The sequence below is a fragment of the Streptomyces glaucescens genome, from assembly GCF_002154375.1.
Taxonomy (GTDB): domain Bacteria; phylum Actinomycetota; class Actinomycetes; order Streptomycetales; family Streptomycetaceae; genus Streptomyces; species Streptomyces glaucescens.
The window spans coordinates 1-15965 of sequence record NZ_MUND01000246.1 but is presented as its reverse complement, the minus strand read 5'-3'; the positions used below and the strand labels follow the sequence as shown (position 1 = coordinate 15965).

The following is a 15965-nucleotide window of genomic DNA, read 5'->3' as shown; positions in this document are numbered from 1 at the left end:
CGAGAAGACCTGCACCGGCACACGGTCCGGTGCCGGTGCAGGTCTTCTCGCCGTGCAGGGCGGGCCGCTTGGTGCCGGGGCGGAGTGGGAAGACGTGCCAGCCGAGATCCGCGGCGTCCAGTGCCGCGCGCAGCAGCGCTGAGCGTGGGTCCTGGGTCATGCTGGAAGCCTCCAACGGGTTCGTTGCGGACTGGTTGGGCAAGGGCGGCCCCGGTTTCATTGGCGTGAGGTTGGGGGCCGCCCTTGGTGTGGTCAGGCGATGTCGAGGGTGAGCTGGGACGGGGCGGGGTCCGCGGCTTCGGGCGCGGGGACGGCGAGCAGGGCGCGATAGGCGAGTGCGGCCTGGTGGATGACGACGCCGTTGCCGAGGATCTTGAGCTGGTCGGAGCGGGACAGGCCCAGGTCCGTGCCGGTCACCCAGCCGGGATCGGCGCCCATCATCCATTCCACGAAGGCGGGGGACAGGCGGCGGTTTCCCTTGGTGCCCGGTTCGGTCGGGTCCGGTGCGGGACGGCCCAGCACCTGCTCCCAGCGGCGGATGGCGGGCCCGTAGTCGGTGCCGTTGGTGGCCACCCACCGGCCGTCCAGGCGGACGGCCTGGCCGGGGAGGTAGTAGTTCCCGGCGGTGTCGCGCTGGTTGGGTCCGCCGTGTGGTCCGTCGGAGGCCTTGGGGGTGGGCAGCAGGTTGACCACCACCTCGTTCAGCGGGCGGGAGTTGGTGCCGATCAGGTTGGAGGCGCCGGACTTCCAGTCGCGGGCGGCGGGGGTGGGCAGCAGGGTGACGGCGGTGCGCAGGTTCATGCCGCCCTGCCGTTTGGGGGAGGTGCCGGGGCCGCCGGTTCCGTCGGCGGCGGCCGGGGTGGGCAGCAGCCTCATGCGTCCGTCGGGGGCAGCAAGAAGACCACTTCGTCCTCCAGCGTGGGCCCGTGTCCGCCCGCCTTGCGCTTGTCCGGGTGCTGCGGTCCGCCGTTGCGCCCGAGCTGTGAGGTGGGGGTCTTCAGCAGCGGGATAGGCGGCGGCGAACCAGCGGTCGCGCCGGTGGCAGGCTCCGACTTCGGGATCTCCAGCGCGTAGGCACATCCACCGTGCGTCGTACCCGCACGCGGCCAGGTCGGCGGCGACGACGTCGAGTCCCCGGCTGCGGATGGCGGCGACGTTTTCCAGGAACACGAGTCGGGGTCGAAGGTGGCGAATGGCGTGGGCGATGGTTTTCCAGAGTCCGGAGCGGTCACCGGCGATTCCTCCCCGAGGTCCGGCGTTGGAGATGTCCTGGCAGGGGAAGCCGGCGGTCAGTGCCGCCGGGCGGGGCATGAAGTCGGCGACCGCCTCCCAGTCGACGGCCGTGACGTCGCCCAGGTTGCGGGCCCCGGGCATGCGGGCGGCCAGCAGCCGGGAGGCGGCCGGGTCCTTCTCGGCGACCGCGACCGTAGGCAGGCCGGTGACGGCTTCCACGGCCAGGTCCAGCGCACCGGAACCGGTGCACAGACTGATGTTGCCGCCGTCCGGCGGCACGGCGGGGTGATGGGTCATGCTGGAGGCCTCCAACGGGTTCGTTGCGGACTGGTTGGGCAAGGGCGGCCCCGGTTTCATTGGCGTGAGGTTGGGGGCCGCCCTTGGCGTAGCTAGCCGTGGAAGTGGTTGCGCTTGAACACCGCCCGGCGGATGTTCACGGTGGTGCCGCCCTTGTGGCCGCTCGTGCTGAGCACCTGGATGGCGATCCATCCGCCGAAGATGACGGCGGCGAGGATGATGAGCTGACCGATGAACGCGGTGAGCGCGGCGATGAACGAGGTGAGCAGCAGCAGTCCGCCGCACACTGCGAGGAAGCCGACGCCTCCGAGGGCGACGTTCACCGCCGTGCGGGAGACGGCTGGCTTGGCCGCCACCGGCTCCGGGCGGGCCGGTTCGACGGCGTAGCCGGTGACGACGCGGCCGTCGGGGAGGACGATGCTCGCCACGGCCGGCACGGTGCCCGGCTGCACCGGGACGACCGGCGCGGAGTGGACGACCGGGGGCGGTATCGGGGTGGGCTGGTGGACTTCCACGGCCCGCTGAGGGGCGTGGTCGGGGTACATGCGGAATCCCTTCCGGCCGATGGCCAGGGAGGCGGCGGCACCCCCTTGGGGGTGCCGTGCGGAGGGGTGTTTTGAGGGTCTGACCTGCGTGCCTCCCTGACTCCCTGAACGATCATTCGTGCAGGTCAGTGCCAGGGAGGCGGGTCAGGGAGGTGGTCAGGGAGTTCTCCCTGCCTCCCTGTCCCGCACGCGGTCGGCTCCCTGGCGTCAGGAGGCGGAAGCGGAATCGTCGGTGTCGCGGTTGGCGAGGGCGCGGGCGACGCGGTCGCGGGAGACGACCATGACGCCGTCGGACTTGTACGGCTCGGCGCTGGCGTCGTCCAGGACGCGCTTGAGGTCGATGAACGACCAGCCGCCGTAGGCGCCCGGGTTCCGTGCGGCGAGCCGCGCCAGGACATCCTTGGTGCGGACGCGGGGTGCGTCGCCGATGGCGGCGGCGATGTCCGCGAGCGGGTCACGCTCCTCGCTCCGCTCGATGGCGTGCAGAGTGGTGACGCCGTCGCGCAGGGCCTTGGCCCGGTCGGTGATCGCGGTGGCGGCGTCGTCGTCGATGTAGTGCGTGCGCACGGTGATGGACGACTGTCCGGCCGGGATGGTGATGCCGTCGGAGGCGACGACCAGCGTTCCCCGGTCCAGACCGGGCCGCAGCAGGTTGGGAGCGGCGCCGCCGTCGACGGCCTTGTCCCCCAGGGCCATGCGGGCCTGCGACTCGGTACCGAGGGCGAGGGAGGCACGTGTGTGGGCGCCCTCGCGCACGAGCTTGGGCAGGTTCTCGTTCGTCGGGTCCTGGGTGCCCTGCCACATCAGCACGTTCACCGCACGGCCCTGGTTGTGAATTTTCCGGACGGCCATGAAGTACCGGGAGTTGGCCTTGGACCCGCCGTAGGGGCGCTTGTCCTCGTCCTTGGCCGGGCACATGAACGCCACCTGCGCCTCGTCCACGAGCACGATGAGCGGCGGGAACACGGTGCCGGGCGCGGCCTGGATGCGGCGGTTCATCTCGTCCACCGCGCTCTCGACCATCTCGGTCACCTGGATCACGTGCTCATCGGTGGGTCCCTGGATGAGGGTTGTGGCGAGGCCGTCGAACATGGCCCAGTCGCCCACGCCCTTGAGGTCGCCCATGAGGAACTGCACCGACTTGTCCAGCGACAGCCACAACGCGAGGGAGCGCAGGGCCACGGTCTTGCCCTGGTTGGACAGACCGGTGATCAGGAGATGGCGCTGGTAGAGGGAGAGGGCTGCGGCGTCGCCGCGCAGATCCTGCCCCCACGGGGCCTTGCCCTTCTTGTAGTCGGCGGTCATCGTCTCGTCGGTGACCAGCGGCGACGGGCCGATCGGCTCATCCAGCGCCCCGGAGTCGGCAATCCACAGCCGCACCGTGCGGGCGGCCTGCGGGATCGTGATGAACACCTCGTGCTCGTGCCGCGTCAGGTTCTCCGCGAGCTTGCGCCGCTTGCTCTGGACCTCGTTCGTCGACACCCCCGAGGGAAGCGTCACATCGACTTCCACGCCGCACCCGGCAATGGTGATGGGCCCGAGCATGGACGCGCCTGCGTCGCCCATCTCCTTGATGGCCCGCGCGAGGGCGGGCACGCCGAGGTCGCGCAGGGCCTTGACCACGATGGACGGCGTGATCGGTTCCCCCTCACCCGAGCGGACGTTCGCGGGGAGTGCCCACTGGGGTGCGGCGTGCTGCTTGCGTCCGACCGACCACAGGGCCAGCAGCGCGAGGAACGGGCCGATGGTGACCGCAGGGCCCCATACGACCTGCACGATGCGGATCAGTAAGGCGATGAAGTCGACGGTCGCGGTCAGCGGCGTGACCACGTCGGTGGCCTGGCCGGTGCTGATGGCGAGGACGACGCCGAGGGCGACCAGCACACCGACGCTCATGCCGGCGCCGACGGCTACGCCCTTGGCGGCGTCGACCGGGGAGTGGAGCAGGTCCATGCGTCGGTGGTGGCGGGCGGCGCGGAAGCGCTGCAACCGCTCCTCCCACTCCTCCGCCGCCTCCAGGTTCCCCGCGGCCTCCGCCGCCCGGATCATCCGCTCATACCGCGAGCCGGTGCGGCCGTCCCACGCCCGACGCGCGGCGATCCGGCCGCCGTTGAACGTGTAGAGGCCGTGCCGGACGACGGCGCGGCCGGCCGACCGGGTGCGCTCGTGCGTGACGGCGGTCTTCACCGCGCGGCCGGAGCGCACCCACAGCGGCACCGGCCGCGCGGGCGGCGCGTCCGGGACCACGGTGAGCACCGTCGGGGCCGTGTCGACGGTCGTCGGGGTGTTGGTGTGCTTGTGGAGGTGAACGACGTTCTCAGACATGCTGGGAGAGCTCCTGACTGCCCCGGTGGGGCGGTTGTTGAGGAGAGCCGGGGTGGCCGGGTCCGTGGAAAGAGCGGCCACCCCGGTACAGGTGAGGGCTGGTCACCACCAGCCAGAGGACTTCTTGGCGGCCTTGGCGCGGGCGGCCTCGGTGATGAGCCGCTGTCGCTCGCCGTGCAGCGCGTTCAGCTCGGCGGTCAGCCGCATCTCAGCGGCGCTGCCGGTGGTCTCGATCTGCTGTTCCGCCCGGCCGGTGCTGCGGCCCCGTGCGGTGCGGTAGGCGCCACCGGCGGCGGCGCGGAGCATGGCGCGGCGCTCGCGGCCGTTCAGCGGCCACAACTCACCCCGCCGCACGGCCTCCAGCTTCTTCGTGGTCGCCCGGATCTCGCGGTCCAGGCGGCGCAGGTCGGCGTTGCTCATGGGGTGCTCCCATCGGACCCGTGCGGGTCGGGGTAGGCGCAGGGCACGCACATGCCCAGCGCGGTGGGGATGACGTATCCGGCATCGCGCCGACATGCGGGGCAGGTGCGGCGGGCGGCGTTGGCCTTGGAGAGCGCCGCCCTGCGGGCCGGGGTCATGGGCCGGACCGGCACGGCCAGGTCGACGCGGTAGAGGTAGGCGACCAGCGGGCCGCGCCGACGGCGGGGGCGTTCTAGCTGCGCGGCCACGTCTTGGCCGCCAGGCCGCAAGCCCAGGGCGCGGAGTTGGCGGCGGGTGGCGTAGCCGTCCGGGGCGAGGCGCCACCGGAACACCGGCAGCGCCCCCATCACGCCACGCGCTTCCACGCGGCCCGAAGGCGCACCTCGGATGCGGAGTGGCCGGCGGCCCGGAACCGGGCGGCCATCTCTCGGTAGGAGAGTGCCGGTGTCTGGCTATTGCGGATCTCGTCGACGAGAACGTCCAGTGCCTCATCGGTGAGCGAGAGTGCGGCTTCCAGCGAGCGGGCCGTGAGCGACTCGGTCGGGCCCCACACCGGGAGCTCCCAGCGGGGCGTGACACCGGGTGTGACGCGGGCCGTCACGCTGGTCAGCGCCCTGCCGGTCTCCTCGCCCGCGCGGGCCGTCTCCAGCGTCGACCACGCCCCCGAAAGGGTCTGTGCGGTCCGGGCTTGGACGCGCGCGACACGGGCACCGGCCTCCGTCACGGCCGTCAGCCGCGTCTCCTCGGTCGCGGCTTCTGCCCGCAGTCGGGCGCGGGCCACGGCCGCCTCGTCGCGTGCCTCCTGCTGAATCCCGCGGATCGCGTCCAGCGCGACGGGGGTGAGCGCGGTGCGCTCCCACAGGCCGTGCACGAGCCACAGGGCCTTGGCCGCGATCGGCAGCCAAGCTACGGCCAGCCACGCCCCGGCGGACTCCTCGGCCGTGAGGGCGTGGGCGACCAGGACACCGGAAGCGAGAAGGCCGAAGGACCAGCCGACGGCGGTTACGGCCCGGTTGTGGTCGCCTTGTGCGGCGAGGCGGCGTTCGTAGGCGAGGGTGGCCAGCCATCCCCCGTCGATCCCGAGACCGACGACCAGGGCGACCAGCCACGGCATGACCGGACCGAGCCACATCACGACTACCGCGAGGGTGAGCACCATGGACACGGCCGTCATCGCGACGGCCGGCAGAACGGTCTTTGCCCTCATGCGATGGCCCCTTCCTGCTCGCGCACGTCCACGGCCGCGATCAGGACGACCGGCGTGCTGTCGTCCTCGGGCTTCCGGCTGTCCTCGATCCAGGACCACGCCGCGCCCGGCGCCACCTCGTATCCGAGGGCGGCCAGCGCGGCCCGGCGCTCCGCCCCGGTGGGCACGGGCCTCGTGCGCTCCCACCGGAAGGCGGGCCACTCTGTCTCGCCGTACAGCACGACATACAGGCGCCAGGCGCTGCCGTCGCTTGACATCTGCGCGGTCAGCGTCTTCACGCCGCACCCCCGGGAAGGCTTGCGTCGGCGCGGTTGAGGAGAGCGACACGGGCGGCCAGCGCGCGGCGGCGGGCCCGGCGGATGCGCCGGTTGTCCAGCTCGGTCGGCGTGCGGTCGAGGGTGACGATGTGCGCGTCGAGCAGCTCGACGTCCGCGAGGATGACGGGCATCTCCCGCTCTATCGCGTCCATTTCCGCGGCGGTCGGCTCCATGAAGTCGGCGAACGCGGTAACGGCGTCCTGAACAGTGACGATGTGGTCCATTGGGTCGTGTGTCCTCTCACAGGTTGGACGGCCCGTCGCGGCTCCCGGGGTGCCTCCCGGGGGCCGCTCGCCGTTGAAGGAGTGTGGGTCAGTAGCTGTCGGTGATGCGCAGGCTGAGGGCGGGCTTGTTCTGGGCGCGCAGTTCCCGGCGGATCAGGGACAGCGCGTCGGCCCGGGTGATCGGGTAGTCGAAGTGCGCGGTGTCGGTGATCTGCTCGCGCTCGTCGGTCTTCAGGTCGGTCACGGTCGCGGTGAACGTGAAACTCCAGCGCGGCATGGCAGTCCTCTCAAACAAGGGGAAGGAGTGGAGACCGGCCCGGACAGGGGCCCCGGCTCCCCGCACTCCCGCCCGTACGGCCCGCACAGAGCGGGACGGACGGGCGGGAGAGGCAGCCGGACGCAGCATCAGCACTGCGAGACCAGAAAGCGGACCGGCACGCTGAACGGGTGCCGCCGGCCGGTCCGGACTCCAGCGGCACCCCAGGTCTGTCGTCGGTTCACACCGAACCCCCGTACGTCGCAGGGGAATCGACTTGATCTCTCGCGGCTCCGTACGCGCCTTGCTCCGCCTCCCATCGACGGCGCGCCATTGCCGTGCCGCTCAGTCGTCACTCGCTGAACGGCGCTCCCATCCCTCGCGGGTGTCATGGACCGGGTGCAGCCCAATCACCGGGGTCCCTGTGATCCGGTCCCTGGGTCTACGCCCGAGGGTCAGACCAGCGGCTTAGCCGATGACACCGATCGATCCGTGAAGACGACGGACTTCTACGTCTCCCCTGCCGCACAGACCGCGTGTAAGCAGGACCGGCGGGGTCGTTCCGCGCACCAGGGACCGAAGCCAGCTCCGTATCTGGTGCGCACCAGTAGATTGCATCTGGTGCGCACCAGAGTCAAGGTGGTTCGCCATTTCGGGTGGCGTTCGCTCCCTGCGGTGCCTCTCCAGAAGACCGCTCAGAGCAGGGCTGCCGGTAGCCAACAGCGCTTAACATCCGTCCTGTTAAGCCCTGTTGACCTGCGGCAATGTGCGGCATGCTGAGAGCGCCAGTGAGGGCTTCGACCGTCGGACGGTGATCTGTGAGCGCAGGACTTCGAAGCGCGCGGACGGCGCGCGGCTGGTCCCAGGAGCGACTGGTTCGCGAAATCGAGCAGTACGCCCGGCGGAACGTCACGGACGTTGCCTCCACCGCGAGCCTGCGCGTGTACGTGTCCGAGTGGGAGAACGGGAAGCGCACGCTCTCGGACCGGTACGCGGGCATTCTGCGGAAGCTTCTCGGCGTCACTGACGCGGAGCTGAGGGGGGCTGCACCGACGCCGCTGGCCGCTTCGGTCGACGGCTACGACGAACTACTCAGCCGGATCGACGCGGCCGGCAGTGTCGGTGAGTCCATGGTTCAGGCGTTCAACGACCAGACAGAGTTACTCCGCACCATGGACAGGCAGAGGGGCGCGGCCGGTCTGGTCGACCAGATGACAGGGCACCTTGCCGCACTGGAAGACGCGCTCAACTTCGCCGTGCTGCCGTCTGCGCGCCGCCCTGTCGCCCTCGCCCTCGCGGGTGCGTCGACCCTCGCGGCGTGGCAGGCCATCGACTCCGGGGCGGTCGAACGGGCTTGGCGACACTACGAACTCGCGAAGCGAGCGGCGCGTGATGCTGAAGCCCCGATGTATCTCGCCCACGCCATGGCGGAACAGGCGTACGTGCTCTGTGAGGCCGGTCGGCCAGCCCTCGGAGTCGACCTCGTGCGCGACGCGCGGCGCACCGTTGGCCAGTCTGGTTCCGCCCGGTTGCGGGCGTGGCTGCACGCTGCCGAAGCGGAGATGTGCGCATACGCCGGCATGCCGGACGACTCCCGACGCGCGCTCGATGCGGCCTTGGCCACTATCCCGCCGGGGCCGGACGACAGGGACCCCGACATGCTGAGCATCTTCCTGAACGGAACCCACCTTGCTCGGTGGCACGGCAACGTGCTCGCCATGCTCGGTGACGGCGACGCGGTCACGCGCTTGTACGGAGCGCTGGAAGACATGGATCCGTCGTTTGTCCGGGCGCGCGCTGGACTGCATACGGACCTGGCACAAGCGCACCTGACGCGAGCCGAGTACGACGACGCTCACACGCACCTGAGGCAGGCCCGGCTACTGGCGGGCCGCACCGGTTCGGTGCGGCAGCGCCGTCGTGTCGACATGCTCAGCGCGCGGCTGTGATCCCTTGAGCGCGCCGGTTGGCCAGGATGTGCAGCAGGGCAACGAGGGTGCCGGACCCCATCAGCTCTCCGCGGGCCATGAGGCCGGGAATGTCTGCGAGGGGCACCCACTCGATGTGGCTGGCTTCCTCAAGGTCGGTCGGTTCACCGACTTTTTCGGCCCCGTGGCCGACGAAGATTTCGTGAGGTGAGTCGACCATGCCGACCATGGGCTGATAGCTCACGACGTGTTCCAGCGTCTTAGGACGCCACCCGGTTTCCTCGACCACTTCCCGCAGCGCCGTGTCCACCGGGTCCTCGCCGGCATCGACGATGCCGCCTGGAAGTTCCCAGCCGAACTGTTGGGGCACGAAGCGGTAGCGCCACATCATGAGTACGCGGTCCTGGTCGTCCAGAACAGCGGTGACGGCCACGTGGTGAAGCCTCACAACGTGGTGCTCAAACGACTTCATGCCGGGCGGTTCCACGTCCCAAAGCTGAAGCTTGACCCATCGGTTGTCGTACAGATCGCGCTCACCGTGGATGCGCCATGGCTCCACTCCTTGGGGCCGCTCGACGCTCACAGCGCCCGGCACCCGATACGAACTGCGGCCCCGCACCTCCAGAGCCCCTTCGGAAACGAGACGAGCGAGTACCTGCCGTAGCGCAGTCCGGCCGATGCCAAGCTCTTCGACCAACGTACGTTCCGAAGGAAGCTTGTCGCCGGGACCGTACTCGCCCGACGAGAGTCGTTCGCGTAGCGCCTCGTACACCTTGGTCGTCTTCGGTCCCATCCGCAGAGCACTCTCCGATCCTCAGGTGGTGCGTACCAGCTTAGCGGGCGGAGGTTGCTCATCAGCATACTCATCCAAGTGATCGTTCTAGGTGCCCGGAGATCTCAGCCAACGCACGCTGGATTGTTTAGGTTACGTGTCGACGAGCAGAGAACTCATGATGAAGTACACGTGACCGTCAACCAACTCCGGATCAATCTGAGCGACTTCGTCTTCATTTTCGTCACCTTCTTCGTCGCCGCCGAAATCCATTGATTCGTAGTGGCGCTCGTTGAAGAGCTCAGCACTTATTGGCCATCTTTCCAGGCAATCCTTGTACTGTCTCATGTACGTTAATCCGTACCGGAGCGTTTCACTGTCTGGATCTGCTGGACCATAGCAGTAAAGGTCGAGCATGGCATCGGCCAACTGGTCTGCCTCAGCGCAAATTGCGTGTCGAACCTCTTCGTCAATGAGGTCTCTAAGCCACAAAGCGTAGGTGGCAGCCCGGAAAAGTCCGCACTCCCTGCGGTCTCTATTGAAAAGTGCTGTCAGGCCCTCCCACTGCAGCTCCCTGTATCGAGCGCGAAGTCTTACATTGCGGGATCGACTAGCCAGTTGAAGCAAGTGGGCAATGTCATCCAGGTGGGTTGCGCCGTAGAGCCTTCCCGGGATACCGAGGGCCTCAACCGCAGCTTTTTCCAGCTGAGGTACATCAAGTTTTTCTGCAATTCGCAAGCATACCCCAATGCGCCGAACTAGATCTTGGTCTGTTGATTCGGTCTGCCAAAAAGTTGCCAAGGCCGCTCGTTCGAATTCTGCTGCATAGGGCTGCAAGTCGATTTTTGCGGGGACCTCAGCGTCGCATGGACCGGTGTGGGCGTCCCATAGATTGGCGACTTGGTCAAACGAGAATGGGGTTTTCAAGAGATCCAGCAGGAGGCCTGTCTCGTTGGCCAGTTTCACCAACATGAAGTCATTGACTGATGGGTTGCTAAATTGGACCCAATCACAGCCTTTGTCGCTGAAGATCCGCACGAGCGATCCCTCAAGGATCCTCAAACTCTTCTTGAACTGAATGTCGTTCCCTGCTCCGGCTTTGGCGAACGCCTGTCGAAGGCGACTCAGAAGAGCTTTGGAGTCCAGCGAAAAAAGTAGCGAGAGTAGGATTCTTTCTGCGTCCGATAGCTGATTATCGAAGACGTGTTCCCATAGTGACAGAGGGTTGTCCAGGCTGGCCAGTACCTGTTCTGCCGGATCCCCGAAGTCCGGATCAAAGTCAGTCGCCAGTACGTTCGCGATTGCTCGTGGATTGAAGTTCGCATGGCGCAGAATTGGGCGATAGGACTCCGGGTGAGCAAAGTCCTCCTTGGCTCTTTGTGGCCACTTCGACCAAAATACGTGATTGTAAAGTATCTTAGCCTTCTCCTCGCGCGTGAAGCCCTCAAGATTTACAGTAAAGGTGATCGGCTCCAGGTCGGCCCTGTCGAGCCGCTCGTACCTCTGTCGTGCCTGATTTAGGATGTAAGTGCGCGTTGTGCATATGAGTCTTTTGTTGGGATCCTGTCGAATCCTAGCGATGGCTGAAAGTAGGCGGCTATCCTCGTTCTTGTGCAATTTCTCATGCAGTGAACTTTGACCGAGGAAGTCGTCGTAGATGAACACCTGGCGGGCGTTTTTGTCCCATGTTCGAAATGCATCCTCAATGTTTTCTGACACTTCGATCAGTTCGAATGATTGGGATGCGTAGTAGGCGCAGAGTACTTGCGCTAAGGTGCTTTTGCCTACACCCGGCGGGCCTGCCAAGACGCATACGTGGTTTTCCTCTGCAATTCCCATTGCCTGCTGCAGATTGCGGCTTGGCACGTAGGTTCGCAAGGTTTCCAGCACCTCATCGGCAAGATGTTGCGATCTCCAAATAATGTTTCTGTTGAGTGATGCCTCCAGCACGGTTGCGTCGTTAAGCCATAGCCGGATGTGCTTCTTGATGATCTCTGGATTGTTTCTCAGTGTCGACGCAATTTCATCGACCCCAACAATATCTTCGGTGCTTCGCAGGTAGGGTTTAAAAGCATCATAGAGCTTTTGTTTGGCTTGCGGGGTCATTCCTACGGTGGTTGCGATGATGTACCGAGTGGGCGCTAGCTTGCGTACCTTGCTCAACTCGACATCAAGCATGTGGGACACGAATTTGGTTCGACCGCTTCGCATCCAATGCTTGCACTGGACTATTACTTTCTCCCCATTCGCGCCCAAGTGTCGCAAGTCAACTCCTGCATCCGGGCCAGGGGTAAATAACTCCAGGCTGACACCGAGGAGTTTTGTGAAAATGTCCCTGCATAGATTCTCAAAGTCGAAGTCAGATAGCTTCTGCAAGTCGATCGGGTGCACCGCGGCTCTCCTGTGAGGTCGTCACACGCAGGAAAGACCAATCTTAGTGAAATGGTGAGTGCTTGGAAGGGGTATGAGGGGAATCGGGGCGGTCGTCACGCGATGTGATCCTGCCCGTGCAGGCGGCCTCTCAACGAGGAGGGCCACATTCCCTCTGGGGCGTGTGAGGCCCAGTCAAGGAGCACGGCGGGGCCCTGTGGGGTGATGGTGGGGCGCGGAGAGGCAGCCCACCTCCCTCGGCAGGTCAGGGCACGAGGTCGCGCGGACTGTAAATCTGCCGGCTCAGCCTTCCCAGGTTCGAATCCTGGCGCCGCCACACGGGAACGAAGGGCCCGTCACCTGTAACAGCAGGTGACGGGCCCTTTGTCACACTCTTGACGATCAGCACCTCCCGCCGACGTAGATCACAAGGTGCCAGGCACCGACGGGCCGGCGATCTCCTGTTCTCCACCCTCTCCCCACGCCGCACGCGAGACCATGGCTCGCGGTGCATGTGACGATCACCAGGGATGGGGGCAACGTTGACCGACACCACGCAGCGCCTCTTCGTCAGCTACGCGGGCCCGGACCGGGCCTGGGCGGAGTGGGTCGGCTGGCAGCTGAAGCAGGCCGGGTGCGAGGTCGAACTGGACCGATGGGACTGGCACACGGGAGACGACCTCGTCCAGAGAATGAGCCTCGCTCTCGACCGGGCCGACGCGGTGGTCGCCCTGTTCTCCCGGCACTACTTCGCCCCCGAGCGCTGGACCGGTGACGAGTGGACGGCCACCGTGGCCGCCCGGGGACGGCTCGTCCCGGTGGTGATCGAGCCGCTGGCCGACCAGGACATCCCCGCCCTCCTGGCCGGCAGGCTGCGCACCGATCTCCACGGGCTGGACGAGACCGCCGCCACCGCCGCCCTGCTCGAAGCCGTCCACGGACCGTCCGCCCCCACCGGCCCGGCAGCCTTCCCCGGCGCCCCCTCGGCCGAGGTGCCTGCGGAACCCGACGCGCAGCGCCCTCGGCTGCCCAGCAGCGCCGGCCCCCCCGAGGTGTGGAACGTACGCCGCCGGAACCCGGACTTCTCCGGCCGCGACACCGAAATGGTGCAGCTCCGCTCCGGGCTGCTCAGCGCCCAGCACGCGGTCGTCCAGGCGCTGCACGGCATGGGCGGCATCGGGAAGACCCAGATCGCTCTGGAGTACGCCCACCGGTTCGCCAGCCAGTACGACATCGTGTGGTGGGTCGACGCCGAACAGGCCGACCAACTGCCCGTCCGCTACACCGAACTGGCCGACCGTCTCGGCATAGCGAAACCCGACGCCGGTACCGAGGCCAATGCCCACCTGCTCCTCCAGCACCTGCGGACGCGGCACCGCTGGCTCCTCGTCCTCGACAACGCCGAACAGCCCGACCAGATCGACGCCTGGCTCCCCGAGGGCCCCGGCCACGTCCTCATCACCTCGCGCAACCCGGGCTGGCACGGGATCGCTCACCACAGCCACCTGGACGTGTTCACCCGCGCCGACTCCCAGGCCTACCTCCACGCCCGCGTCCCGGGGATCACCACCGAGGAGGCCGGCCTCCTGGCGCAGGACCTAGGCGACCTGCCGCTCGCCCTCGCCCAGGCCGCCGGTGTGCTGCGCAGCGGCATGTCCCTGGACCGCTACCGCGGGCTCCTGGCCACCAACACCGCGCGTCTCCTCCAGGAGAGCGACGTCCGTGACTACCCGGTACCGCTGGCCGCGACCGTCGGAATCGCCATCGCCCGCCTCACGGACGGCGGTCACTCCGAAGCGACCGCCCTGCTCCGCCTCGGGTCCTTCCTCGGCCCCGAGCCCGTCCCCACTGCCTGGCTGGAGACGGCCCGCCCCGGGCTGACCACCATCCCCGGCGACCCGGGCGACCCGATGTGGCTCCGGAACGCCCTGCAGCACCTCAGCCGCTTCGGACTGGCCCGCACCGACTTCGGCACCTTCCAGATCCACCGCCTCACGCAGGCCATCCTCCGCGCTCAGACCACCGCCGACCTGGTCTCGGCGGTCCGGGACGACGTCACTGCCGTCCTCGCCGCGATCGATGTCGGCGACCCGCAGGCTCCGGCCGACTGGCCGACGTGGTCCTCCCTCACCGTCCACCTGGCCACCCCTCACGTCACCACCGCGATCGCGGACCGGACGGCGTTGCGCCCGACGCTCCTGAAGGCCGTCAGTTTCCTGCTCGCGAGCGGTCAGTCACGCGCCGCGCTCGACCTCGCCACGACACTGGACCAGGCGTGGAGCACCGGCCTGGGTCCGGATCACCCCGATGTCCTCACCTGCGCCGAACGTCTGGGGCACGCCACGGCAAGCCTCGGTGACTACGCGAAAGCCCGGGCCATCATCGAGGACACCTTCGCCCGTCGTCGCCGGGTCCTGGGCGAGGACCATCCCGGCACCCTCCAGTCCGCCAACAACTTGGCCAACACGCTGGGTGACTTGGGGGACTACGCGGAGGCGCGTCGGATGCAGGAGGACGTTCTCGCCCGTCGCCGCCGGGTCCTGGGCGAGGACCACCCGGAAACCCTCCAGTCCGCCAGCAACTTGGCCAATACGCTGGGTGACTTGGGGGAGTACGCGGAGGCGCGTCGGATGCAGGAGGACGTTTTCGCCCGCCGTCGCCGCGTGCTGGGCGAGGACCATCCCGACACCCTCACCTCCGCGAGCAACCTCGCCGGCACCCTGGGCGCACTGGGGGAGCACGGGCAGGCCCGTCGCATGCAGGAGGATGTTCTCGCCCGCCGTCGCCGCGTGCTGGGCGAGGACCATCCCGACACCCTCACCTCTATGAACAACCTCGCCAGAACCCTCAGCGAGTCGGGCGATCAGGCCGAGGCCCGTCCGATGCAGGAGGACGTGCTCGCCCGTCGTCGCCGTCTACTGGGGGAGGATCATCCCGACACGCTCACCGCGGCCAACAACCTCGCCGGCATCCTGGGGAGGCTGGGGGAGTACGCGGAGGCGCGTCGGATGGAGGAGGACGTGCTCGCCCGTCGTCGCCGTCTACTGGGGGAGGATCACCCCGACACGCTCACCACGGCCAACAACCTCGCCAGCACCCTCGACGACCTGCAGGAGCATGCGGTGGCTCGACGGATGAAGGAGGACGTTCTCGCCCGTAGTCGCCGTGTTCTGGGTGAAGACCACCCTGACACTCTCATGGCTGCCAACAACCTCGCCAGCACCCTGGGCGCTCTCCGTCGGTACCAGGAGGCCGTCGACCTCCTGAAGGACACACGTGCCCGCTCCCTGAGCGTCCTCGGCGCCAAGCACCCCGACACTGTGCGGGTCACCCGGAATCTCGCTGCCGTGCTGATCGCGGCGGGTCGGAGATACGAGGCCCAGCGGCTGACGGACGGCAAGCCGAGAAGGGAGAAACGCCGCTTCGGCCGTAAACGGCGGTGACACCGGGCTCTGGCGCCGCGCGGCACACTGATCCCATGTCGTCCCGTCGCAGAACCTGCCCCGAGTGCCGCCGAGACATCGCCGTCGTCGCCGGACGGTTCGCCCGGCACGATCCGCCCGGCGCGCGCGGGAGCGGTCGGCTGGTGTCCTGCCCCGGGTCGCGACGCCAGGCGCAACTCGGGGCCGTGCAGCCCTCGCTGGACGGCTATGTGGTGCCCGAGATCCCGGGGCAGCTGCCGCTGTTCTGACGAACCGGCCGCGCGGCGCGCTCAGTTCCCCGCGACCGACTTCACCGCCACAGCGACCGGTGTCGAACCGCTCACCAGTTCCAGGGTCAGACCGGCCGTCGCGGGGGTCTCCAGGAGTTCGGCCAGTACGGCGGCCACGTCGTCGCGCGGGACCGGGCCGCGGCCGGTGTGAGCCTCCAGGCGGACCAGGCCCGTACCGGCCTCGTCCGTGAGCGAACCGGGGCGCAGGATCGTCCAGTCCAGGGCGTCCAGACCCTGGACGTACGCGTCGGCCTCGCCCTTGGCGCGCAGGTACACGTCGAAGATCTCGTCGCCCTCGTGCCGGGGGTCCGCACCCATCGAGGAGACGACCAGGAACCGCCGTACGCGCGCGCGTACGG

Annotated in this window: 16 protein-coding genes and 1 tRNA gene; 4 read left to right on the top strand and 13 right to left on the bottom strand. The window is 67.9% G+C overall.

Annotated features, from left to right (window positions below; translation table 11 throughout):
• The 10 genes from CCN42_RS44505 to CCN42_RS17265 all read right to left on the bottom strand — a co-directional run.
• Nucleotides 1-160: bifunctional DNA primase/polymerase (locus CCN42_RS44505; protein WP_245877330.1), on the bottom strand; the 160-nt coding region annotated here is incomplete at its 3' end.
• A 92-nt stretch (nt 161-252) separates the two neighbouring features.
• On the bottom strand, nt 253-1530 hold the full coding sequence (locus CCN42_RS45640; protein WP_086736780.1) for a DNA cytosine methyltransferase: 1278 nt from the start codon (nt 1528-1530) through the stop codon (nt 253-255).
• A gap of 92 nt (nt 1531-1622) precedes the next feature.
• On the bottom strand, nt 1623-2075 hold the full coding sequence (locus CCN42_RS17300) for a hypothetical protein (RefSeq protein WP_086736775.1): 453 nt from the start codon (nt 2073-2075) through the stop codon (nt 1623-1625).
• A 207-nt stretch (nt 2076-2282) separates the two neighbouring features.
• Nucleotides 2283-4400, bottom strand: coding sequence for an FtsK/SpoIIIE domain-containing protein (locus CCN42_RS17295; RefSeq protein WP_086736773.1), 2118 nt, complete (start codon nt 4398-4400; stop codon nt 2283-2285).
• A 102-nt stretch (nt 4401-4502) separates the two neighbouring features.
• Nucleotides 4503-4820 (bottom strand): hypothetical protein, encoded by a 318-nt coding sequence (locus CCN42_RS17290; RefSeq protein WP_086736771.1) that lies wholly within the window; start codon nt 4818-4820, stop codon nt 4503-4505.
• Entirely contained in the window at nt 4817-5167 is a 351-nt protein-coding gene (locus CCN42_RS17285; RefSeq protein ID WP_086736778.1) for an RRQRL motif-containing zinc-binding protein, read from the bottom strand. Before CCN42_RS17285 ends, CCN42_RS17290 begins: the two co-directional genes overlap by 4 nt.
• Nucleotides 5167-6027: a protein spdB gene (locus tag CCN42_RS17280; protein WP_086736769.1), complete on the bottom strand. Its 861-nt coding sequence runs from the start codon at nt 6025-6027 to the stop codon at nt 5167-5169. Before CCN42_RS17280 ends, CCN42_RS17285 begins: the two co-directional genes overlap by 1 nt.
• A complete protein-coding gene (locus tag CCN42_RS17275; RefSeq protein WP_086736767.1) occupies nt 6024-6305 on the bottom strand; it encodes a DUF6303 family protein in 282 nt (93 codons plus the stop codon). The genes CCN42_RS17280 and CCN42_RS17275 overlap by 4 nt, the downstream gene beginning before the upstream one ends.
• Entirely contained in the window at nt 6302-6568 is a 267-nt protein-coding gene (locus CCN42_RS17270; protein WP_086736765.1) for a DUF6284 family protein, read from the bottom strand. The genes CCN42_RS17275 and CCN42_RS17270 overlap by 4 nt, the downstream gene beginning before the upstream one ends.
• Before the next feature lie 88 nt (nt 6569-6656).
• Nucleotides 6657-6845 (bottom strand): hypothetical protein, encoded by a 189-nt coding sequence (locus CCN42_RS17265; RefSeq protein ID WP_086736764.1) that lies wholly within the window; start codon nt 6843-6845, stop codon nt 6657-6659.
• 797 nt (nt 6846-7642) lie between these two features.
• Here CCN42_RS17265 and CCN42_RS17260 point away from each other — a divergent pair.
• A complete protein-coding gene (locus CCN42_RS17260; RefSeq protein WP_483883542.1) occupies nt 7643-8773 on the top strand; it encodes a helix-turn-helix transcriptional regulator in 1131 nt (376 codons plus the stop codon).
• On the opposite strand, the gene CCN42_RS17255 is transcribed toward CCN42_RS17260, so the two are convergent.
• On the bottom strand, nt 8757-9545 hold the full coding sequence (locus CCN42_RS17255) for an NUDIX domain-containing protein (RefSeq protein ID WP_086736762.1): 789 nt from the start codon (nt 9543-9545) through the stop codon (nt 8757-8759). The genes CCN42_RS17260 and CCN42_RS17255 overlap by 17 nt on opposite strands.
• A 132-nt stretch (nt 9546-9677) precedes the next feature.
• The gene (locus tag CCN42_RS17250; RefSeq protein WP_086736760.1) at nt 9678-11915 is read right to left on the bottom strand and encodes an nSTAND3 domain-containing NTPase; all 2238 of its coding nucleotides are present in this window, start codon (nt 11913-11915) and stop codon (nt 9678-9680) included.
• 221 nt (nt 11916-12136) lie between these two features.
• Here CCN42_RS17250 and CCN42_RS42590 point away from each other — a divergent pair.
• From CCN42_RS42590 to CCN42_RS17240, 3 genes are all read left to right on the top strand, one after another.
• Nucleotides 12137-12231, top strand: a tRNA-Tyr gene (locus CCN42_RS42590).
• A 205-nt stretch (nt 12232-12436) separates the two neighbouring features.
• The gene (fxsT, locus tag CCN42_RS17245) at nt 12437-15337 is read left to right on the top strand and encodes an FxSxx-COOH system tetratricopeptide repeat protein (protein ID WP_086736758.1); all 2901 of its coding nucleotides are present in this window, start codon (nt 12437-12439) and stop codon (nt 15335-15337) included.
• A gap of 35 nt (nt 15338-15372) precedes the next feature.
• The gene (locus tag CCN42_RS17240) at nt 15373-15585 is read left to right on the top strand and encodes a hypothetical protein (protein ID WP_086736756.1); all 213 of its coding nucleotides are present in this window, start codon (nt 15373-15375) and stop codon (nt 15583-15585) included.
• A 21-nt stretch (nt 15586-15606) separates the two neighbouring features.
• Here CCN42_RS17240 and CCN42_RS17235 read toward each other — a convergent pair.
• On the bottom strand, nt 15607-15965 hold a 359-nt coding region (locus CCN42_RS17235; protein WP_158102098.1), incomplete at its 5' end, for an NAD(P)H-binding protein.